Source organism: Sphingomicrobium astaxanthinifaciens, from assembly GCF_022865105.1.
Lineage (GTDB): Bacteria > Pseudomonadota > Alphaproteobacteria > Sphingomonadales > Sphingomonadaceae > Sphingomicrobium > Sphingomicrobium astaxanthinifaciens.
In genome coordinates this window covers 236,910-255,156 of sequence record NZ_JAKNYM010000002.1, presented here as the reverse complement: position 1 = coordinate 255,156, position 18,247 = coordinate 236,910, and the positions used below count along the sequence as shown (strand labels likewise).

Below are 18,247 nucleotides of genomic sequence, written 5' to 3'. Positions count from 1 at the left end.
CCACTCCGGTTGGCGCGCTGTGGATGAAGCGGCGGACAAGAATCGGCGAAGCGGGGGCGAGATCGCGGATTGGCGCGACCCCCCGTTTCGCGCTAGGCCCAGCCACAGAGTTTTCCACAAGACGGTGCCCATGCCCCTCATCCTGGCCTCCACCAGCCCCATCCGCCGCGCCATGCTCGACCAGGCCGGGATCGCCTACGAGACGATGAAACCGATGGTCGACGAGGATGTCATCAAGGCGCGCCACGGCGGCGATGGCGAGACGCTGGCACGCCACCTCGCCGAGGCCAAGGCGATCTCGGTCGAGGGCGATGGCTATGTGATCGGCTCGGACAGCGTCGTCTCGGTCGACGGGCGGCTGTTCGACAAGCCCGAGACACGCGCGCAGGCGGCCGAGCACCTGCGCTATTTCTCGGGCCGGCTGATGGGGCTGTCGAGCGCGGTGGCGATCGCCAAGGGCGGGCAGGTCGACTGGGTGCACGGCGAGACCGCCTGGTTGCGCGTGCGCGAGCTGTCCGACGCCTTCATCGAGCACTATCTCGAGGCCGAGTGGCCCGAGGTCGCTTATTGCGTCGGGGTGTTCCGGATGGAGGGGCCGGGGGTCAATTTGTTCGAGACGATGGACGGCAGCTATTTCACCATCCTCGGCATGCCGCTGCTACCGCTGCTGGGAGCGCTGCGGCGGCGCGGGGTGTTGCAGCAGTGAGCGCGTCGACGCCGCCCGCGCCGACGTCCGCCCCCGCGCCCGCGCTACCCGAGGGGGCCTATGCCGAGGTGATCGGCGACCCGATCGCGCAATCCAAGTCGCCCGAGATCCACGCCCACTGGCTCGCCGCCGACGCGGGGCTGGCGGCGCGCTACGAGCGCACCCGCGTCGGGCGCGACGGGCTCGCCGACTATCTGGCGCAGCGGCGTGGCGACCCGGCGTGGCTGGGGTGCAACGTGACGATGCCGATCAAGCTCGAGGCGATCCGGCTCGCCGACGAGGCGACCGACCGCGCGGTGGCGGCGGGGGCGGCCAACCTGCTGCTCCCGCGCGAGGGCCGCGTGATCGCCGGCAACAGCGATGTCGGCGCGGTGATGCTGCTGCTGGCACGGCTGCACGAAGCGGGGCGGCCGATGGCGCGGCTGCATCTCTACGGCACGGGGGGTGCGGCGCGCGCGGTCCTGGTCGCGGCGGCCGCGCTCGGCCATGGCGGGATCGTGATCCACGCGCGCAACCTGCAGAAGGCGGTGCAGCTCGCGGTGCAGTTCGGGCTCGCCTACCAGCCGGTGCCGCTCGACACCCCGCCCGAGGGCGACGGGGTGATCAACGCCACCCCGCTCGGCATGGTCGGGCGCGAGTGCCTCAATTGCGACGTGTCGCGGCTGGGCGAGGAGGGCTGGGTGTTCGACATGGTCTCGGCCCCGGTCGAGACCGACCTGCTCAAGGCCGCCAAGGCGCGCGGGCTGGGGATCGTCGACGGGATCGACATGCTCGTCGAGCAGGCCGCCGCGAGCTACGAGCTGTTCTTCGGCCGCGCCCCCGACCGGCGCGACGATGCAGCGCTGCTGGCGCGGTTGCGGGCATGATCAAGCTGGCGCTGACCGGGTCGATCGGGATGGGCAAGTCGACCGTGGCGGCGATGTTCGCGGCGCGGGGTATCCCGCTGTTCGACGCCGATGCGGCGGTACGTCGGCTGCAGGGCCCGGGAGGCGCGCTGGTCGAACCGATCGAGGAGCAATTCCCGGGGACGACCGGACCCGACGGGGTCGACCGCGAGGCGCTGGCGCAGCGGGTGCTGGGCGATCCCGACCAGCTGGCGCGGCTCGAGATGCTGGTCCATCCGGCGGTGCACGAGGAGCGGACCCGATTCATCCTCGCCAACGCGGACAAGCCCGCGCTGCTGTTCGATATCCCGCTCCTGTTCGAGACCGGGGGCGAGGCGCAGTTCGACCGGGTGATCGTGGTCTCGGCCCCCGCCGCGGTGCAGGCCGAGCGAGTCCTCGCCCGGCCCGGCATGACGCCCGCCAAGTTCGCCGCGATCCGCGCCCGCCAAATGCCCGACTCCGACAAGCGCAAGCGCGCCGATTTCGTGATCGACACGGGCGGTTCGCTCGCGCACAGCGAACGCCAGGTCGAAGAGATCCTCGCTTGCCTCGGCCTCGCGCGGGGCGCATAATGCGCGGCATGCGGGAAATCATTTTCGATACCGAGACCACGGGCCTGTCGCCCGCGGGGGGCGATCGCATGGTCGAAATCGGCTGCATCGAACTGGTGGGGCGGGTCGAGACGGGGCGCAGCTTCCACGCCTATTTCAACCCCGAGCGCTCGATGCCCTCGGAGGCCGAGGCGGTGCATGGCCTGTCGGAGACCTTCCTGTCGGGCCAGCCGCTGTTCCGCGACAAGGTCGAGGAACTGCTCGACTTCATCGGCGGCGACCCGCTGGTCGCGCACAACGCGAGCTTCGATTTCGGCTTCCTCAACCACGAGCTGGGGCTGTGCCAGCGCGAGGCGGTGTGCATGAGCCGGATGGTCGACACGCTGGCGATCGCGCGCGGCAAGTTCCCGGGCGCCAAGCATAGCCTCGATGCGCTGTGCGGGCGCTTCGGGGTCGATCGCTCGGCGCGCGTCAAGCATGGCGCGCTGCTCGACGCCGAACTGCTCGCGCAGGTCTATATCGAACTTACCGGCGGGCGGCAGATCGGGCTGGGGCTCGACCCGGCCGAGATGGCGCGCGAGGCGGCGCCGATCGCGGTCGCGGTCACGGCCCCCGTCGCCCCCGCCGCACCGCGCGCCGCGCGGGCGCACGCGGCGACGGAACAAGAAGCCGCGGCGCATCGTAATTTCATCGCCCGGATGGACGATCCCTTGTGGGACCGCATGGGAGTGTCCACCTAGGCTGCCAGGGCCCCGCCGGTGTCTCGCCGCCGGGCAGCAGAGAAAGAGGAGGAGCGCATGGACATCCGTGTCGCCGGCCACCAGGTCGATACCGGTGCCGCCTTGCAGGATCACGTCGCCGATCGGATCGAGTCGATGACCGAGAAATATTTTTCGCGCGCGGTGGCGGCCAACGTGACCTTCGGGCGTGCTCCCCACGACCAGTTCCGCTGCGACATCGTCGCCCCCGTCTCCAACGGCCATGTGCTCAAGGCGAGCAATCGCGCGGGCGACGCGCACGTCGCCTTCGAGGGGGCGGCCGACAAGATCGAACGCCAGCTCAAGCGCTATGCCGAGCGGCTGCGCGAGCGGCGCTCCGAACCGATGCCCGACCTGCCCGCCGAGGCCGACTATCGCGTGCTCGAGATCGGCGGTGACGATGACCAGCCCGCGAGCGAGGCCCCCGCGATCGTCGCCGAGACGCATACCGACATCCCCAAGGCGAGCGTGGGCGATGCGGTGATGATGCTCGACCTGCGCAACGCCAACGCGCTGATGTTCCGCAACACCCAGTCCGATGAACTCAACATGGTTTATCGACGTGATGACGGGACGATCGGCTGGGTCGAACCGGGTCGAGGCTGACAAAAGCGTCTGCGAGCGTTAAAGAGCCCCCCGCCAGGGAGGGCAAAGAGTACCATTATGAATTTGAGTGATTTCATCGACACGGCGTCGATCCGTCTCGACGTAACCGTCAAGGACAAGCGTGCGCTGCTCCAGCAGATGGGGCAGATCGCCGGGCTCAAGCTCGGGCTCGAACCGGCGCGGGTGGTCGAGTCGCTGGTCGAGCGCGAACGGCTCGGCAGCACCGGCTTCGGCGGCGGCATCGCGATTCCCCACGGCAAGATCGCCGGGCTCGACCGGGTCTACGGGATGGTCCTGCGGCTCGAATCGCCGGTCGACTACAAGGCGATCGACAAGATGCCCGTCGATCTGCTCTTCCTCCTCCTCTCGCCTCCCGATCGCGGGGCCGAGCACCTGCGCGCGCTCGCCGCGGTCAGCCGCGCGGCGCGCGACGGGGCGACGATCGAACGGTTGCGCGGCGCGCGCGATCGCGACGCCTTCGCGGCGGTGCTGATGAGCTGTGATGAACGCACCACCGCCTGACCTGGAGCATCCGAGCGGGCTCGAGGCGCACCTGCGCGGGCTCGAGCAGCTCTATGCCGCGGCGCCGATCAACCAGCGCTTCATCTCGCGGCTGACGCTGGCCGAGGCGGGGCGGGCGCGGATCGACTTCACCGTTGAGGAGCGCCATTTCCACGCCGCCGGCGCGGCGCATGGCGCGGTCTATTTCAAGATGCTCGACGATGCCGCCTTCTTCGCCGCCAACGGGCTGGTGAGCGATCGCTTCCTCCTGACCACCGCCTTCAACCTCCATTTCTCGCGGCCGATGGCGGCGGGACCCGCCGTCGCTGAGGGGCAATGGGTGTCGGGTCGCCGCCGCGTGCTCGTCGCCGAGGCGCGGATCGTCGACGCCGCGGGCGAGGAGTGCGCGCGCGGGACCGGCACCTTCATGCGCAGCCGGATCGCGCTCGCGGGGCTCGACGGGTACCGGACCGAGGCATGAGCGACCGGCTGCCCGCGGGGCTCGAGGCGCGCGCCCTGATGCGCGCCGCCGAGGCCGCGGGGGGGATGGCGATGGTGTTGCATCGGGGTGACGCCGAGCGCGGGTCGCTGCTCCTCCTGCTACTCGAACGCGGGCGCCCGCGCTTTTGCCTGGGGCGCGAATTGTCCCGCTCCGGGACATATGAATGGGCCGATATCGGCCCCACCGATCTCGGCGATCCGCTTGATTTGCAAGCATTTATCGCCAAACGCCGGGGTTTCGACCCTGACCTTTGGGTGCTCGAACTCGACCTGCCCGATGCCGAGCGGTTCCGGCACGACGCCATTTCGCTTTCTTGATTTTGCCATCTTTTGCGTACAATGCCCGCCGGGATTGAAGCGGAGGGTGCGGCAAGTTGCACGCATCACGCAGTCGGGGTTGCAAGCTTTTCGGGTGGATCTTTCGTGCGGACGCATCGCTGTCCGGCTCCCGAATTAGCAAGCGCACCGCCAAGACCGGGATGGGAATGAACGTCAGTCTTCGACTTGCCGCCTTCGCGTTGGCGGCGACCGCAACCACCGCCGTCGCCCCCGCGCGCGACGTTCCCAATATCGCCAGCCTGCCGATGACCGGATCGGCGCTGGTCCCGGTGGTTGCCCTGCCCGAGGTCATGCAGCCCGCGACCGAACAATTGCTCGACCAGGGCGAACTGCTGAGCGGCGACGCCGCGGCGCTGGACCGGGTGCTCGGCCCGGTCGGCGAGCCGATGACGGCGATCGACGACGAGCCCGAGCTGCCCGAGGACCTCAAGGCGCTGGTCGACCTTTTCGCGGGTACCGCCCCGCGCAACGAGCAGATGGAATGCCTCGCCCGCGCGGTCTATTTCGAGACCCGCGGCGAGCCGCTCGACGGCCAGCTCGCGGTCGCCGAGGTGATCCTCAACCGCGCCGACCATCATCGCTTTCCCGACAGCTATTGCGCGGTGATCAAGCAGCATCGCCAGTTCAGCTTCGTACGCGGTGGCCGGATGCCGCAGCCCAAGCGCCAGAGCCGGGCGTGGCGCACCGCGGTCGCGGTGGCGCGGATCGCCGACGCGGGGCATGCCGAGACCGAGATGGGCGATGCGCTCTTCTTCCACGCCAATTACGTGCGCCCGCGCTGGCGACTCAAGCGGATGGGCGCGATCGGCAACCACATCTTCTACCAGTATCATTGAGTCCGGCGACCCCCGGGCGGGTCCCGGTGGTCGCCTTTTGTTCTCGTCGTCGCTAGGGTGGCGGCGATGGACTGCCTTTCCGATTCGCCCCCGGTCGCGCTCGACGTCGCGCGCGGCGTGACCCGCCTGTTCGCGCGGGCGAGCACCTTCATGATCTGCGAAGTGCCGCTGCCCAACGGGCGGCGCGCCGACCTGATGGGGCTCGACGCCAAGGGCAAGCTGGTGATCGTCGAGGTCAAGGTCGCGCGCGCCGACCTGCTCGGCGATAGCAAGTGGCACGACTATCTCGACTATTGCGACCGCTTCTACTGGGCGGTGACCCCCGAGCTGGCGGCGGCCTGCGAGGACTCCGCCTTCCTGCCCGAGCGATCGGGGCTGGTGGTCGCCGATCGCTACGACGCGGCGATCCGGCGCGAGGCGAGCGAGGCGGCGCTCGCCCCGGCGCGGCGCAAGGCCGAGACCGCGCGCTTTGCCCGGCGCGCCGCGCGGCGGCTTGCGGCCGGGCTCGACCCGAGCCTCGGCGACGAGCGCTAGCGTCAGCGCAGGATCGGGCCGAAGGTGAGTCCCTCGCTCTGCGCGTCGTCGGCCTCGCTGGCGGGCGCCTCGGCGGCCTCGATCAGCGCCAGCAGCTGCGGGTTGCGGGTGTCGCGCCGGGCGTAGTCGCGCGCGCTCAGCCCCGCCGAACTGTCCGCGATATCGGCATCGGCCCCCTTGTCGAGCAGCGCCTTGACGATGTCCGCGTTGCGCAGCCGCACCGCGAGCATGAGCGCGGTCTCGCCCGCGCGGTTGGTCGCGTTGGGGTTGGCGCGCCGGCGCAGCAACGCCTCGACGCTGCCGAGATCCTGCCGTTCGGTGGCGATCATCAGCGGGGGCATGCCGTCGCCACGCTTGAGGTCGGGGTTGGCGCCGCGCTGGAGCAGCAGCCGCACCCAGCTCGGGCGCTTGTCGGCGAGCGCGACGTGGAGCGCGGTCTCGCCGGTCACGCTGCGATAGTCCAGCGCGCGGAAGTCGAGGCTATTGAGGAACTCGAAGGTCTTGCCGGAATCGCCCTCGCGCACCGCGGCCACGAAGCTCTCGCCGTCGGAGCGTCCCTGCGCGGCGGCGCCGGCGGGTGCGGTGACCAGGGTGAGGCCGGCGAGCGCGGCGAAGAGGAAGCGAGCCATGGACGGGGTCCTTGTTATTCCGACTTGAAGATGCGGGCGTGGCCGCCCAAGGTCGCCCCGATGAATAGCAAAAAACCGTTCTGGGAAAAGCCCTTGGCTGAACTCGACGCGGGGCAGTGGGAGGCCCTGTGCGACGGCTGCGGGCGCTGCTGCCTGCACAAGGCCGAGGATGCCGACACCGGCGCCCATTATCCGACCAACGTGGCGTGCCGGCTGCTCGATAGGCAAAGCGGGCGCTGCACCAACTATGGCGAGCGCAAGACTCACGTCCCCGATTGTCTGCAATTGACCGCCGACAAGGTGGCGGCGACGCGCTGGCTACCTTCGACCTGCGCCTATCGGCTGCGCGCCGAGGACAAGCCGCTGCCGGTCTGGCACCATTTGCTGTGCGGCGACCCCGAGGCCGTGCATCGCGAAGGCCAGTCGGTGCGCGGCTGGACGGTGAGCGAGGACGAGGCCGGCGACATCGAACATCACCTCGTCGATCGTGCGCTCTGAGCCGCTGATCGCGAGCCTCGAGCCGCCGATCGCGGTCGACCTCGTGCGGCACGCTCGCGCGCGGCGCTTCTCGTTGCGCTACGATGCGGTGCGCGATCGGGTGCGGCTGGTGCTGCCAAAGCGCGGGTCGGCGCGCGCGGCGCTGGCATGGGCCGAGGGCGAGGCGGCATGGATCGCGCGCCAGCGCGCGGCGCGGCCCGAGGCGCGGCCCTTCGAACCGGGCGCGTCGATCCCCTTTCGCGGCGCGACGTTGCGGCTGGTCTACGACCCCGCCGCCCCGCGCCGCCCTGTGCTCGACGATGGCGCCCTGCGCATCGGCGGCCCCGCGGCGGGGTTCGCGCGGCGGGTCGAGGGCTTCCTGCGCGACGAGGCCCGGCGGTTGCTGGCGGCCGATGTCGCCGCTTATGCGGCGGCGGCCGGGGTCGACGTGCGCGCGGTCAGCGTGGGCGACGCGAAGGGCCGCTGGGGGAGCTGTTCGGCGCGCGGAGACCTGCGTTTCTCGTGGCGGCTGGTGCTCGTGCCCGACCCGCTGCGCCGCTACGTCGCCGCGCACGAAGTGGCGCACCGTCTGCACATGGACCATTCGCCTGCCTTTCGCGCCGCCGAGGCGGCGCTCTACGAGGGGGATCCGCAGCGCGCCCGCGCTGCCTTGCGCGCGCTAGCGCCGGGGTTGCGGCTGGTCGGCGCCTGAAGGCGGCACGAGCGGTTCGACCCGGACCGCCTCGGGATTGTCGCGCGCGCGCGGCTGGGGCGCGGGGGGCGCCGGCGGCGGCGCGGGCCGCTCGAGCGGGTTGGGGCGCGGCCCGTCGCGGCGCAGGACGTCGTCGAGCCAATCCTCGTCGACTGCGGGCGGACCCTCTCCCGGCAGCGGTGCGAGCGGGTCGAGCGGCTCGGCCTCGATCGGTGCGCCATAGGGGTCGAGCAGCGGGTCGCCCTCCATCCACGCCTCCTCGTCGGGCTCGAGCTGCCAGTCGGGCAGCTCGCCGGGGGTCTCGAAGGGCTCGACCGGGCGGCCGGCCACGGCGCGGCTCATGAAGTCGCGGAAGGCGCGCGCGGGGGCGGTGCCGCCCTGCAACCCGCGCACCGGGCGGTTGTCGTCATTGCCCATCCACACCCCGGCGGTGAGCCCCGAGGAAAAGCCGATGAACCAGCCATCGCGATTGGACTGGGTGGTCCCCGTCTTGCCCGCGGTCGGGCGCCCGAGATAGGCCGCGCGCCCGGTGCCCGAGCGCACCCCGGTCTGGAGGAGGTCGATCATGTCGGCCGCGACCCAGGGCGCGACGAGGACACGCGGCGCGGCGGGCTGGTGGCTGTAGAGCAGGCGCCCCTCGGCGGTGACCACCTTGGTGATCGCATAAGGGGGAAGCGAGACGCCCCCGCGCGCCACCGCGGCATAGGCGCGGGTCATGTCGAGGAGGCGCACCTCGCTGGTCCCGAGCACCATCGAGGGATAGGTGTCGATCGGGTCCGAGATGCCGAAGCGGCTGGCCATCGCGGCGATGGTGCCAAAGCCCATCTCCTGCCCGATCTGCGCGCTGATGGTATTGACCGAGCGGGCGAAGGCCTCGCGCAGCGTGATCGGGCCGAGGAAGGTGCGGTTGGCGTTGCGCGGGGTCCAGCCGTCGATGGTCACCGCTTCGTCCATGACGACATCGTCGGGGCGCAGCCCGCGTTCGAGCGCGGTGAGATAGACGAACAGTTTGAAGGCCGAACCCGGCTGGCGCCGGGCGACCGCGGCGCGGTTGTAGATCGATTCGACATAGTCCTTGCCGCCGATCATCGCGCGCACGGCGCCGTCGCGGTCGATCGCGACGAGCGCGCCCTGCGCGCCCGCGGGGGCATGCGCGTTGACCGCCTCCGAGGCCCATTGCTGCATCTTGGGGTCGAGCGTGGTGTAGACGTCGATCGCCTCGGAGGTCTCGCGGATCAGCGTGTCGAGCTGGGGCAGCGCCCAGTCGACGAAGTAGCGCGAGGCGTTGCCGCCCATCGGCTTCTGGATATTGATCTCGGCGGGGTCGACCTCGGCGGCTTCCTGCGCCGAGACGAAGCCGTAGCGAACCATCGAATCGAGCACCACGCTGGCGCGGCCCCGCGCGGCTTCCGGGTCGGCGGTGGGCGAATAATTGGAGGGCGCCTTGACGAGCCCGGCGATGATCGTCGCCTCGCCCAGCGTCATCTCGGTCGCGGGATGCCCGAAGAAGGTGTTGGAGGCGGCGTCGATGCCATAGGCGCCGCCGCCGAAATAGACCCGGTTGAGGTAGAGCTCGAGGATCTGGTCCTTGGAGAATTTCTGCTCGAGCGCCAGCGCGATGACGCCCTCGCGCATCTTGCGCACGAGGCTGCGGTCGGGGGTCAGGAAGATGTTGCGCGCGACCTGCTGGGTGATGGTCGAGACGCCGCGTGCGCCACCGGGACCGTCGCCCGCCTTGATCGACACCCACATGCCGCGCGCGATGCCGATCGGGTCGACCCCGGGGTGCGAGCGGAAGCGGCGGTCCTCGACCGCGACCATCGCTTCCTTCATCGTCAGAGGGATCTCGTCATAGGCGAGCCAGCGCCCGAAACTGGGGCCCATCGAGACGAGGATGCTGTCGTCGGCGGCGCGGACGCGGATCGTCTGCCCGAGGTCGGTGCGCGTGCGCAACTGCTCGTAGCTGGGGAGCGACTGGTAGGCGATGAAGACCGCGGCGGCGAGCGCGAGGACCCCGAGGACGGCAAGCGCGGCGCCCCACTTGGCGAGACGAAACGCGATTTTCCTGATGCTCTGGCTCATGCGCCTCCGGGGGTAGGGCGACGACCGGGCGGGGGCAAGCGGCTATTGCTCAGTCGTCGGCCTCGGGCTCGAACTCGAGGCTCGCCGAATTGACGCAATAGCGCAGCCCTGTCGGGCCGGGACCGTCGGGAAAGACATGGCCAAGGTGGCCCCCGCAAGCTGAACAGCGAATTTCCACCCGCTCCATCCCGTGGCTGGAATCGGCATGTTCGTCGATCCTGTCCCGGTCCGCCGGGGCGGTGAAGCTGGGCCAGCCCGAGCCCGAATCATATTTGGCATCGCCCTTGAACAGCTCCTCGCCGCAGGCCGCGCAGCGGTAGGTGCCGGGGCGTTTCTCGTCGTTCAACGCGCCCGAGAAGGGGGGCTCGGTACCCGCCTCGCGCAGGATGCGAAACTGTTCGGGGCTCAGGCGGTCGCGCCACTCGGCGTCGGTGAGATGCTTGTCGGCCATGGGGCCTCAACCGCCCGAGGGGGCGGTTGGTTGCTCGTCCTTGCAGGGGAGGAAAATGGTGCGGTCGAGAAGACTCGAACTTCCACGGCCTTTCGGCCACAACGACCTCAACGTTGCGCGTCTACCAGTTCCGCCACGACCGCACCCGGAGCATCGCGGACCGAAGCGGTCCACGCTGGTAAGGCGCGCCCTCTAGCAGGCGAATCGGGACCCGGCAAGGCCCTGTCGGCGCTTTTTGGCGCCTAGTTGGCGAAGGTCAGGCTGAGGTCGCGCGCGCTCGCCGGAATATCGGCCTCGGCGCTGTTGAAACTGGCGCTCTGCCCCGGCTCGAGACGGGGCGCGGGCGGGGCGATCGTCCAGCTGTAGACGACCGTGCCCGCGGCATCGATCAGCTCGGCCCGGATCGGCGGCACGTCCTGCGGCTGGGGCGAGGAATTGACCACCCGGCCGCCAAAGGTGAGCAGTTCGTTGCCGCTCGGCAGCTTGGTGCGCGACTGGCTGGTGAGGACGAGTTCGAGCGGGCTGTCGGCGGCGGGGCCGGCCTCGGCGAGCCCCAGCCGGTCCTTCCATTGTGGCGGGGCGAACAGCGCGGCGGCGACCACCGCGGCGACGATGACGAGCAGCGCGAGCAGCCACGGCCACCAGCGACGCCGCGGCGCGGGCTCGTCGTCGAGTTCGATCCCGGTGAAGCCGATGTCGTGCACCGGTTCGGCCGCGAAGGGCTCGGTCGCCCGTTCCTCGGCGATCGCGTCGGCCTGCTGCTCGGCCTGGGCCTCGACCTCGGCGACGAGCGCGGGGTCGGGATCAGCGACGAGCTCGGGGTCTGGCTCGGGCTCGGGCTCGGGCTCGGGGGTCGGTTCGGGCGCCGCGGGTCCAGGCTCGGACTCGGGTTCGGGCGCGTCGGGCTCGACCGCGGCGGTCGCCGGCTCGGGCGCGGGCGCCGGGTCGGGGGCGCGCTCGGGCGGCGGGCTCGGCTCGGCCCCAGCCTGAGCCTCGGTCTCGGCCCCGGACGGGGTCTCGGCCTCGGCCTCGGCGTGCCATTTGTGGCCGCAATTGGCGCAGCGCACGGTGCGCCCCTCGGGGGGGATTGCCCCCGGTTTGACATTGTAGCGCGTCGCACAGGCGGGACAGGTTAGGATCATGGTTTCCCCACTCGACTTTTAAGGCACAAAGCGCAACATGGCGCCGATGGCAAGTTTTGGCGGTAATCGGGGGAGTCGGGCCGGGGCGGGGATGCGGCGGACGGAGCCGGCGGCATGATCGCCGCCTTCGACCATGTCGGGCTGCGCTATGGCACCGGCGCCGAAGTCCTCCACGACCTCGATTTCAAGCTCGCGCGGGGCGGGTTCTACTATCTCACGGGCCCCTCGGGGGCGGGCAAGACCTCGCTGCTCAAGCTGCTCTATCTCGCGCAGAAGCCGACGCGCGGGCGCATCACCCTGTTCGACGAGGACATCCTCGCGCTGCCACGCCACGCGTTGCCCGCGCTGCGGCGGCGGATCGGCATTGTCTACCAGGACTTCCGGCTGGTCGACGAACTGTCGGCCTATGACAATGTCGCGCTGCCGCTACGGATCATGGGGCATGACGAGGAGGAGATCGCGGGGCCGGTCGCCGAGATGCTCGACTGGGTCGGGCTCGCCGACCGCGCCACCGCGCGCCCGCCCACCCTGTCGGGGGGCGAGCAGCAGCGCGTCGCGATCGCGCGCGCGGTGATCGGCAAGCCCGAGCTGCTGGTCGCCGACGAGCCGACCGGCAATGTCGATGCCGAGATGGCCGGGCGGCTGCTGTCGCTGTTCAGCGGGTTGAACCGGCTCGGCACCACCGTGTTCGTGGCCACCCACGACCTGTCGCTGGTCAAGCAGACCCCGGGGGCCACCCTGCTGCGGCTCGACCGCGGCACCTTCAACGATCCGACCGGCGCGCTGCGCCACCCGCCGCGGCGGGAGGCTTCGTGAGCGCGCGCGCCCCGCGCGAGACCAGCCTGCTGCCCGGGCTGCGCGGCAAGGGGGCAGGGGCGACCGGCTACCTGCTCGCGATCATGCTGTTCGTGATGACGGTGACCGGCGCGGCGGGGCTGGCGCTGGCCAACGGCAGCCGGCTGGTCGCCGCCGCGAGCGCGGGCGACTATGTCGTGCAGCTGCCGGGCGGGGCGGACGAGGCCGACGCGCTCGCGCGCTTCGTCGCCGCGCAGCCCGGCGTGACCGAGGCCACGGCGGTGCCGCGCGCCGAGGTCGACGCACTGCTCGCCCGCTGGCTCGGCCCCGCCGCCCGCGAGGCCGACCTGCCACTGCCCGCGCTGGTCGAGGTGCGGGTCGAGGGCCGCGCCACCGCGCTCGAGGCCGCGCTCGCCGATCGCTACCCCGGCGCGGGGCTGGCGGCGCAGGCGGAGACACTGGCGCCGCTCCTCGGGGCGTTGCGCGCGGTCGCGCTGGCCGGGCTCGGGCTGGTGCTCGCGATCGCGCTGGCGGCGGCGGCGGCGGTGGTGCTGGCGACCCGCGCCGCGCTGGCCGCCAACCGCGCCACCATCGCCACGCTGCACGGGATGGGGGCGACCGACGGGCAGGTGGCGCGCCAGTTCGACCGGCGCATCGCGCGCGACGCGCTGAGCGGGGGCACGCTCGGCAGCCTGCTCGCGATCCTGTTGCTGTTCGCGGTCTCGCGCAGCGGGGGGGCGAGCCTGTCATTCCTCGTCGGCGGCGCGCGGCTGATCGACGCGGGCGACCTCGCGCTGCTCTTCCTGCTGCCTCCGCTCGCCGCATCGATCGCATATGTGGTTGCGCGCGCGACGATCCTGCGCGATCTGCATCGGCAGCCATGATCCTGCGTCTCTTCTCCCTGCTCGTCGGCGTCTACGCCATCGGTTTCATCCTCTTCGCGGTGAGCCTCGGGCGCCCCGCGCCGGAAGACGAGGTGGCCGATGCGGCGGTCGTGCTGACCGGGGGCAGCGGGCGGATCGAGCAGGGCATCGAGCGGCTCGAACAGCAGCGCGTCGACAAGCTGCTGATCGCGGGCGCCGACCCGCTGGTGACGCAGGCCGACCTCGTCGAGGTGACGGGCGGCCGCGAGGGTCTGTTCGACTGCTGCATCACCATCGGGTCGGAATCGGTCGATACCAGGACCAATGCCGAGGAAGCCAAGGCGTGGATCGAGGCCAACGACATCGACGAGATCGCGCTGGTCACGAGCGACTGGCACATGCGCCGCGCCGCCTTCGAATTTCGCGCCGCGCTGGGCGAGGAAGTGGTCATCATCGAGGACGCGGTGCCGACCGAGCCCTCGCTGCTGATCCTCTTTTCCGAATATAACAAATATGTGCTGCGCCGGATCGGCATCTGGGCCGGGCTATGAACCTCCTGCGCAGCCTCCTGTTCGCCCTGATCTTCTACCCGGGAACCGTGCTCGTGTGCACCGTCGCGCTGCTCGTCACGCCGCTCGGGCGCGGCCCGCTGCGCGCGGTGGTGCGCTTCTGGGCGGTGTTCCATCGCTGGCTGGTCAAGCACGTGCTGCGGATCCGCTTCGTGTGGAACCGCGAGGTGCCCGAGGGCGCCTATCTGATCGCGGTCAAGCACCACGCGATGCTCGAGGCGGTCGACACGCTGCGTTTCGCCCGCACCCCGATCGTGGTGATGAAGCAGGAACTGGTCGACCTGCCGCTGTGGGGCTGGGTGACGCGCGTGTTCGGGGTGATCGGGGTCGATCGCAAAGCGGGGGCCAAGGCGCTGCGCGACATGGTCAAGCGCGGGCGCAAGGCGCAGGCCGACGGTCGCCCGATCGTGATCTTTCCCGAGGGCACGCGGGTGCCCGCGGGCGCCGCCCCCAAGCTCGGCGCGGGGTTCGCCGGGCTCTACCGCATGCTCGGCATGCCGGTGATCCCGATCGCGCATGATTCGATCCACGTGTGGCCCAAGGGCTTCGTCAAGCAGGCGGGCACAGTGCGCTTCCACGTCGGCGACGTGATTCCCCCCGGGCTGTCGCGCGAGGAGATCGAGCGCGCGGTGCACGAGGCGATCAATCGCTTCGTCCACGAGGACCCGTCGGCCCCGGCGGACGACGCAGCGCGCTAGGTCCGCAGCTTGGCGCCCTTGGCCGCGGCGGCGGTCACGATCTTCTGCGAGAGCTCGGCCAGTTCCTCATCGGTGAAGCTCTTGTCGCGCGGCTGGAGCGTGACCTCGATCGCGAGGCTGAGCCCGTCCTTGCCCTCGAAGCGGTCGAAGATGCGGGTCGCCACGATGCGCTTCTTGTCGGCCCCCGCGACCGCGCGTTCGAGCTGCGCGGCCTGCAGGTCCTCGGGGACGAAGAAGGCATAGTCGCGGGTCACCGGCTGGAGCGCGGGGGGGGCGTAGGCGACGCGGGCGCGCTCCTTGCTGCGCGGGGCGGGGATGGCGTCGAGGTAGATCTCGGCGGCCACCGTGCCCTCGGGCAGGTCGAGCGTCTTCAGCAGCGCGGGGTGGAGTTCGCCGAAGCGGGCGAGAATCTTCTTCGGCCCGAGCCCGAGCGCGGCCGAGCGACCGGGATGCCAGTCGGCGCCCGCCCCCTCGAAGATGGCGAGGTTGCCGGTCGGCGCCCCCGCGGCCTCGAGCAGCGCATAGGCCTCGGCCTTGGCGTCATAGGGATCGAACGCGCGTGCCTTGCCCGCGGCCCAGCCCCGCGGGCGCGCCTCGCCGACAAGGAGCAGCGTCGCCGTCGGCTTCTCGCCCTCGGCGAGGTAGCGGCGACCGATCTCGAACAGCCGCACCGAGGACTGGCCCCGGTCGAGGTTGCGCCGCGCCGCGGCGGCGAGCCCGGGCAGGAGCGAGGGGCGCATGACCTTGAGCTCTTCGCTGATCGGGTTGGCGAGCCGGTGGGCGCCGCCGCCGAAGGGGGCCGCCTGTGCGTCGGAGACAAAGCTCCAGGTGATCGCCTCGTGGAGCCCGCGCGCCGCGGCGGTGCGGCGCAGCCGGCGCTCGGCGACCTGCGCGCGCGTCGCGGTCGGGCGCGCCACCCCGAAGGGCCGCGCGAGCGGGGTCGAGGGAATCTTGTCATAGCCGTGAAGGCGCGCGATTTCCTCGACCACGTCGGCCTCGCCCTCGATGTCGGGGCGCCAGCTGGGGATGTGAAGCAGCCAGCCGCCCTTGCGCGCGACGGCCTCGTAGTGGCGCGCAGCGGCGGCGGGGTCGGCGTGATCCTCGCACAAGCGCGCCACGTCGGTGGGGTGGATCGCCAGCCGTTCGAGCAGCGCGCGCTGGGCTTCGTCGGCAAGGTCGATGCCGGCGAGTTCGGCGAGCCGCTGCGGGCGATAGGCGACCACGTTGCGGCGGTAGGGATAGCCCTCGGGCGGGGAGACGTCGGTGACCGCCGGGGCGCTGGCGGTGCCGCCGGCGTGCGCGATCATCATCCGCACCGGTGCCTCGACCCCCTCGCGCGTCGACGCCGGGTCGACCCCACGTTCGAAGCGCATCCGCGCATCGGTCACCAGATTGTGCCGCTGGCCGGTCCGCGCCACCGTCTCGGGGTCGAACCAGGCGCTCTCGACGAGCAGGTCGGTGGTCGACTCGTCGACCCCGGTCGCGGCCCCGCCGATGACCCCGCCGAGCCCGATCGCACCGCGATCGTCGGCGATGACGATATCCTCCTCGGTGGGGACATATTCCTTATCGTTGAGCGCCATGAAGCGATCCGCCTCGCCGCGCCCGCGGCGGACGACGATGTCCCCCTGCAGCTTGGCGAGGTCGTAGACGTGCAGCGGGCGGGCGCGGTCGAGCGTGAAATAGTTGGTGACGTCGACGAGCGCGCTGATCGGCTTCTGCCCGACCGCCTTGAGGCGGCGCTGCAGCCATTCGGGGCTCTGCCCGTTCTTCACGCCCCGGATCGCGCGGCGCCAGAAGACGGTGCACCCCTCGCCCTCGATCCGCACGTCCACGGGGGGGGTGTCCTCGCTCGGCGGCAGCGCATCGCTGTCGGGACGGCGCAGGGTCCCGAGCCCGGCGGCGGCGAGGTCGCGCGCGATGCCATGCACCCCCATGCAGTCGGGGCGGTTGGCGAGCACGTTGACGTCGAACACGGGGTCGTCGAGATCGGCATAATCGGCATAGCTTTGGCCGACCGGGGCATCGGCGGGCAGCTCGATGATGCCGTCATGGTCCTCGCCCAGTTCGAGCTCGCGCGCCGAGCACATCATGCCCGAGGAATCGACCCCGCGGATGGTGGCGTTGCCGAGCGTGAAGCCGGGGCCGGGGACATAGGTGCCGGGGCCGCCGAACACCCCCTTCATCCCCGCGCGCGCGTTGGGCGCGCCGCAGACGATCTGCATCGGCCCCTCGCCGGCATCGACCGAGAGCACCTGCAGCTTGTCGGCCTGCGGGTGCCTTTCGGCCGAGATGACCTTGGCGACCTTGAAGGGGCGCAGCGCCTCGGCGGGGTTGGTGACGTCCTCGACCTCGAGCCCGATGGCGGTCAGCGTCGCCGCGATCTGCTCGGGGCTCGCATCGGTGTCGAGATGCTCCTTGAGCCAGGAGAGGGTGAACTTCATGCGCCGACTCCCGCCGACAGGGTGGGGGTGTCGAGCATGCCGAATCCATAATGTTTGAGCCAGCGAAGGTCGCCGTCGAAGAAGGCGCGCAAATCGTCCATGCCATATTTGAGCATAGCGAGGCGGTCGATACCGCAGCCGAAGGCGAAGCCCTGCCATTCGTCGGGATCGAGCCCGCAATTGGCGATCACCTTGGGATGGACCATGCCGCTGCCGAGCACCTCCATCCAGCCTTCGGACCCGCCGACGACGCGGCGGCCCTTCTGCTCGGACCAGCCGACGTCGACCTCGGCCGAGGGTTCGGTGAAGGGGAAGTAGCTGGGGCGCAGGCGCAGCACGATGTCGTCGCGCTCGAAAAAGGCCTTGAGGAAGGTCTCGAGCGTCCACTTGAGGTGACCCATGTGGATGTCGCGATCGATGACGAGGCCCTCGACCTGGTGGAACATTGGGGTGTGGGTCGCGTCGCTGTCCGAGCGATAGACGCGGCCCGGCGCGATGATGCGGAGGGGCGGCTCCTCGCGCATCATGGTGCGGATCTGCACCGGCGAGGTATGGGTGCGCAGCACCGGCGGGGCGCCCTCTTCGCCGGTGTCGACGTAGAAGGTATCCTGCATCGCGCGCGCGGGGTGCGCCTCGGGAATGTTGAGCGCCTCGAAATTGTGCCAGTCGTCCTCGATCTCGGGGCCCTCGGCGACGGCAAAGCCCATGTCGGCGAAGATCTCGGAGAGCTCGTCCATGACCTGGCTGACCGGGTGCACGCTGCCGAGCGGGGTCTCCTCGACCGGCAGCGAGAGGTCGAGCCGCTCGCTGGCGAGGCGGGCCTCGAGCGCTTCATGCTCTAGCGCGGCCTTGCGCGCCTCGATGGCGTCGGCGACCGCCTGCCGCGCGGCCTGGATCCGCGGCCCCTCGACCTTGCGCGTGTCGGGGTCCATCTTGCCCAGCGTCTTGAGCAGCTGGGTGATCGCCCCCTGCTTGCCCAGCGCCTCGACGCGCACGGCATCGAGCGCGGCGAGGTCGGGCGCGGCGGCCACCTTGGCGGTGTAGAGCGAAACGAGGTCTTCGGGTGCGGGCATGTTTCTTCCTTCGCGGCCTCGCCTAGCCGCTTGGCGAGGGCTGTTTCAAGGCGCGATGCTGCACGACCACCCGATCGCCGGCGGAGGGTGGCGCGG

General features: G+C 70.9%; 22 protein-coding genes and 1 tRNA gene. 16 read left to right on the top strand and 7 right to left on the bottom strand.

Annotated elements, in window-relative coordinates; genetic code table 11:
• Positions 1-130: 130 nt before the first annotated feature.
• From L8951_RS05065 to L8951_RS05020, 10 genes are all read left to right on the top strand, one after another.
• Positions 131-706 carry a Maf family protein gene (locus tag L8951_RS05065; RefSeq protein WP_244381923.1) on the top strand — a complete coding sequence of 192 codons (576 nt, stop codon included), beginning with the start codon at positions 131-133 and terminating at the stop codon, positions 704-706.
• On the top strand, positions 703-1,572 hold the full coding sequence (locus tag L8951_RS05060) for a shikimate dehydrogenase family protein (RefSeq protein WP_244381922.1): 870 nt from the start codon (positions 703-705) through the stop codon (positions 1,570-1,572). Before L8951_RS05065 ends, L8951_RS05060 begins: the two co-directional genes overlap by 4 nt.
• Positions 1,569-2,162 carry a dephospho-CoA kinase gene (gene coaE / locus L8951_RS05055; RefSeq protein WP_244381921.1) on the top strand — a complete coding sequence of 198 codons (594 nt, stop codon included), beginning with the start codon at positions 1,569-1,571 and terminating at the stop codon, positions 2,160-2,162. Before L8951_RS05060 ends, coaE begins: the two co-directional genes overlap by 4 nt.
• A gap of 8 nt (positions 2,163-2,170) precedes the next feature.
• Positions 2,171-2,881, top strand: a complete 711-nt coding sequence (gene dnaQ / locus L8951_RS05050) for a DNA polymerase III subunit epsilon (RefSeq protein WP_244381920.1) — start codon at positions 2,171-2,173, stop codon at positions 2,879-2,881.
• 57 nt (positions 2,882-2,938) lie between these two features.
• Positions 2,939-3,505, top strand: coding sequence for a ribosome hibernation-promoting factor, HPF/YfiA family (hpf, locus tag L8951_RS05045; RefSeq protein ID WP_244381919.1), 567 nt, complete (start codon positions 2,939-2,941; stop codon positions 3,503-3,505).
• Positions 3,506-3,562: 57 nt separating this feature from the next.
• Positions 3,563-4,027 (top strand): PTS sugar transporter subunit IIA, encoded by a 465-nt coding sequence (locus L8951_RS05040; protein ID WP_244381918.1) that lies wholly within the window; start codon positions 3,563-3,565, stop codon positions 4,025-4,027.
• Entirely contained in the window at positions 4,008-4,487 is a 480-nt protein-coding gene (locus L8951_RS05035; RefSeq protein WP_244381917.1) for a PaaI family thioesterase, read from the top strand. Before L8951_RS05040 ends, L8951_RS05035 begins: the two co-directional genes overlap by 20 nt.
• Positions 4,484-4,825, top strand: a complete 342-nt coding sequence (locus L8951_RS05030; RefSeq protein WP_244381916.1) for a DUF1491 family protein — start codon at positions 4,484-4,486, stop codon at positions 4,823-4,825. Before L8951_RS05035 ends, L8951_RS05030 begins: the two co-directional genes overlap by 4 nt.
• A gap of 167 nt (positions 4,826-4,992) precedes the next feature.
• Complete coding sequence (locus tag L8951_RS05025; protein WP_244381915.1) at positions 4,993-5,682, top strand: cell wall hydrolase; 690 nt, start codon at positions 4,993-4,995, stop codon at positions 5,680-5,682.
• Positions 5,683-5,748: 66 nt separating this feature from the next.
• A complete protein-coding gene (locus L8951_RS05020; protein ID WP_244381914.1) occupies positions 5,749-6,216 on the top strand; it encodes an MmcB family DNA repair protein in 468 nt (155 codons plus the stop codon).
• 2 nt (positions 6,217-6,218) lie between these two features.
• Here L8951_RS05020 and L8951_RS05015 read toward each other — a convergent pair whose 3' ends face one another.
• On the bottom strand, positions 6,219-6,845 hold the full coding sequence (locus tag L8951_RS05015) for an ankyrin repeat domain-containing protein (RefSeq protein ID WP_244381913.1): 627 nt from the start codon (positions 6,843-6,845) through the stop codon (positions 6,219-6,221).
• Positions 6,846-6,905: 60 nt separating this feature from the next.
• Between L8951_RS05015 and L8951_RS05010 the strand changes: the two genes are divergently transcribed.
• On the top strand, positions 6,906-7,343 hold the full coding sequence (locus L8951_RS05010; protein ID WP_244381912.1) for a YcgN family cysteine cluster protein: 438 nt from the start codon (positions 6,906-6,908) through the stop codon (positions 7,341-7,343).
• Entirely contained in the window at positions 7,333-8,034 is a 702-nt protein-coding gene (locus L8951_RS05005; RefSeq protein ID WP_244381911.1) for a M48 family metallopeptidase, read from the top strand. The genes L8951_RS05010 and L8951_RS05005 overlap by 11 nt, the downstream gene beginning before the upstream one ends.
• Here the strand turns inward: L8951_RS05005 and L8951_RS05000 are convergent.
• The 4 genes from L8951_RS05000 to L8951_RS04985 form a co-directional block, all read right to left on the bottom strand.
• Entirely contained in the window at positions 8,002-10,116 is a 2,115-nt protein-coding gene (locus L8951_RS05000) for a transglycosylase domain-containing protein (RefSeq protein ID WP_244381910.1), read from the bottom strand. The genes L8951_RS05005 and L8951_RS05000 overlap by 33 nt on opposite strands.
• Before the next feature lie 49 nt (positions 10,117-10,165).
• Positions 10,166-10,567: a peptide-methionine (R)-S-oxide reductase MsrB gene (msrB, locus tag L8951_RS04995; RefSeq protein ID WP_244381909.1), complete on the bottom strand. Its 402-nt coding sequence runs from the start codon at positions 10,565-10,567 to the stop codon at positions 10,166-10,168.
• Positions 10,568-10,623: 56 nt separating this feature from the next.
• Positions 10,624-10,710 (bottom strand) — tRNA-Leu (locus L8951_RS04990).
• A gap of 99 nt (positions 10,711-10,809) precedes the next feature.
• On the bottom strand, positions 10,810-11,709 hold the full coding sequence (locus L8951_RS04985) for a zinc-ribbon domain-containing protein (protein WP_244381908.1): 900 nt from the start codon (positions 11,707-11,709) through the stop codon (positions 10,810-10,812).
• Between the two features lie 114 nt (positions 11,710-11,823).
• On the opposite strand from L8951_RS04985, the gene ftsE reads away from it, so the two are divergent.
• The 4 genes from ftsE to L8951_RS04965 are packed head-to-tail and all read left to right on the top strand — an operon-like array spanning position 11,824 to position 14,634.
• Positions 11,824-12,525 carry a cell division ATP-binding protein FtsE gene (gene ftsE, locus L8951_RS04980; protein ID WP_244381907.1) on the top strand — a complete coding sequence of 234 codons (702 nt, stop codon included), beginning with the start codon at positions 11,824-11,826 and terminating at the stop codon, positions 12,523-12,525.
• Positions 12,522-13,388 (top strand): FtsX-like permease family protein, encoded by an 867-nt coding sequence (locus L8951_RS04975; RefSeq protein ID WP_244381906.1) that lies wholly within the window; start codon positions 12,522-12,524, stop codon positions 13,386-13,388. Before ftsE ends, L8951_RS04975 begins: the two co-directional genes overlap by 4 nt.
• Complete coding sequence (locus tag L8951_RS04970; RefSeq protein WP_244381905.1) at positions 13,385-13,918, top strand: YdcF family protein; 534 nt, start codon at positions 13,385-13,387, stop codon at positions 13,916-13,918. The genes L8951_RS04975 and L8951_RS04970 overlap by 4 nt, the downstream gene beginning before the upstream one ends.
• Positions 13,915-14,634 (top strand): lysophospholipid acyltransferase family protein, encoded by a 720-nt coding sequence (locus L8951_RS04965; protein ID WP_244381904.1) that lies wholly within the window; start codon positions 13,915-13,917, stop codon positions 14,632-14,634. Before L8951_RS04970 ends, L8951_RS04965 begins: the two co-directional genes overlap by 4 nt.
• Here L8951_RS04965 and ytpR read toward each other — a convergent pair.
• Both ytpR and pheS read right to left on the bottom strand, forming a co-directional pair.
• A complete protein-coding gene (gene ytpR, locus L8951_RS04960; RefSeq protein ID WP_244381903.1) occupies positions 14,631-17,078 on the bottom strand; it encodes a YtpR family tRNA-binding protein in 2,448 nt (815 codons plus the stop codon). The genes L8951_RS04965 and ytpR overlap by 4 nt on opposite strands.
• Positions 17,075-18,151 (bottom strand): phenylalanine--tRNA ligase subunit alpha, encoded by a 1,077-nt coding sequence (gene pheS, locus L8951_RS04955; protein WP_244381902.1) that lies wholly within the window; start codon positions 18,149-18,151, stop codon positions 17,075-17,077. Before pheS ends, ytpR begins: the two co-directional genes overlap by 4 nt.
• Between the last annotated feature and the right edge of the window lie 96 nt (positions 18,152-18,247).

Bases quoted from the DNA above. Each gene is read 5' to 3' on its own strand.
- L8951_RS05065 (WP_244381923.1), top strand. From the start codon at position 131: ATGCCCCTCATCCTGGCCTCCACCAGCCCCATCCGCCGCGCCATGCTC.
- coaE (WP_244381921.1), top strand. From the start codon at position 1,569: ATGATCAAGCTGGCGCTGACCGGGTCGATCGGGATGGGCAAGTCGACC.
- dnaQ (WP_244381920.1), top strand. From the start codon at position 2,171: ATGCGGGAAATCATTTTCGATACCGAGACCACGGGCCTGTCGCCCGCG.
- hpf (WP_244381919.1), top strand. From the start codon at position 2,939: ATGGACATCCGTGTCGCCGGCCACCAGGTCGATACCGGTGCCGCCTTG.
- L8951_RS05040 (WP_244381918.1), top strand. From the start codon at position 3,563: ATGAATTTGAGTGATTTCATCGACACGGCGTCGATCCGTCTCGACGTA.
- L8951_RS05035 (WP_244381917.1), top strand. From the start codon at position 4,008: ATGAACGCACCACCGCCTGACCTGGAGCATCCGAGCGGGCTCGAGGCG.
- L8951_RS05030 (WP_244381916.1), top strand. From the start codon at position 4,484: ATGAGCGACCGGCTGCCCGCGGGGCTCGAGGCGCGCGCCCTGATGCGC.
- L8951_RS05025 (WP_244381915.1), top strand. From the start codon at position 4,993: ATGAACGTCAGTCTTCGACTTGCCGCCTTCGCGTTGGCGGCGACCGCA.
- L8951_RS05020 (WP_244381914.1), top strand. From the start codon at position 5,749: ATGGACTGCCTTTCCGATTCGCCCCCGGTCGCGCTCGACGTCGCGCGC.
- L8951_RS05015 (WP_244381913.1), bottom strand. From the start codon at position 6,845: ATGGCTCGCTTCCTCTTCGCCGCGCTCGCCGGCCTCACCCTGGTCACC.
- L8951_RS05010 (WP_244381912.1), top strand. From the start codon at position 6,906: ATGAATAGCAAAAAACCGTTCTGGGAAAAGCCCTTGGCTGAACTCGAC.
- L8951_RS05000 (WP_244381910.1), bottom strand. From the start codon at position 10,116: ATGAGCCAGAGCATCAGGAAAATCGCGTTTCGTCTCGCCAAGTGGGGC.
- msrB (WP_244381909.1), bottom strand. From the start codon at position 10,567: ATGGCCGACAAGCATCTCACCGACGCCGAGTGGCGCGACCGCCTGAGC.
- L8951_RS04985 (WP_244381908.1), bottom strand. From the start codon at position 11,709: ATGATCCTAACCTGTCCCGCCTGTGCGACGCGCTACAATGTCAAACCG.
- ftsE (WP_244381907.1), top strand. From the start codon at position 11,824: ATGATCGCCGCCTTCGACCATGTCGGGCTGCGCTATGGCACCGGCGCC.
- L8951_RS04970 (WP_244381905.1), top strand. From the start codon at position 13,385: ATGATCCTGCGTCTCTTCTCCCTGCTCGTCGGCGTCTACGCCATCGGT.
- L8951_RS04965 (WP_244381904.1), top strand. From the start codon at position 13,915: ATGAACCTCCTGCGCAGCCTCCTGTTCGCCCTGATCTTCTACCCGGGA.
- ytpR (WP_244381903.1), bottom strand. From the start codon at position 17,078: ATGAAGTTCACCCTCTCCTGGCTCAAGGAGCATCTCGACACCGATGCG.
- pheS (WP_244381902.1), bottom strand. From the start codon at position 18,151: ATGCCCGCACCCGAAGACCTCGTTTCGCTCTACACCGCCAAGGTGGCC.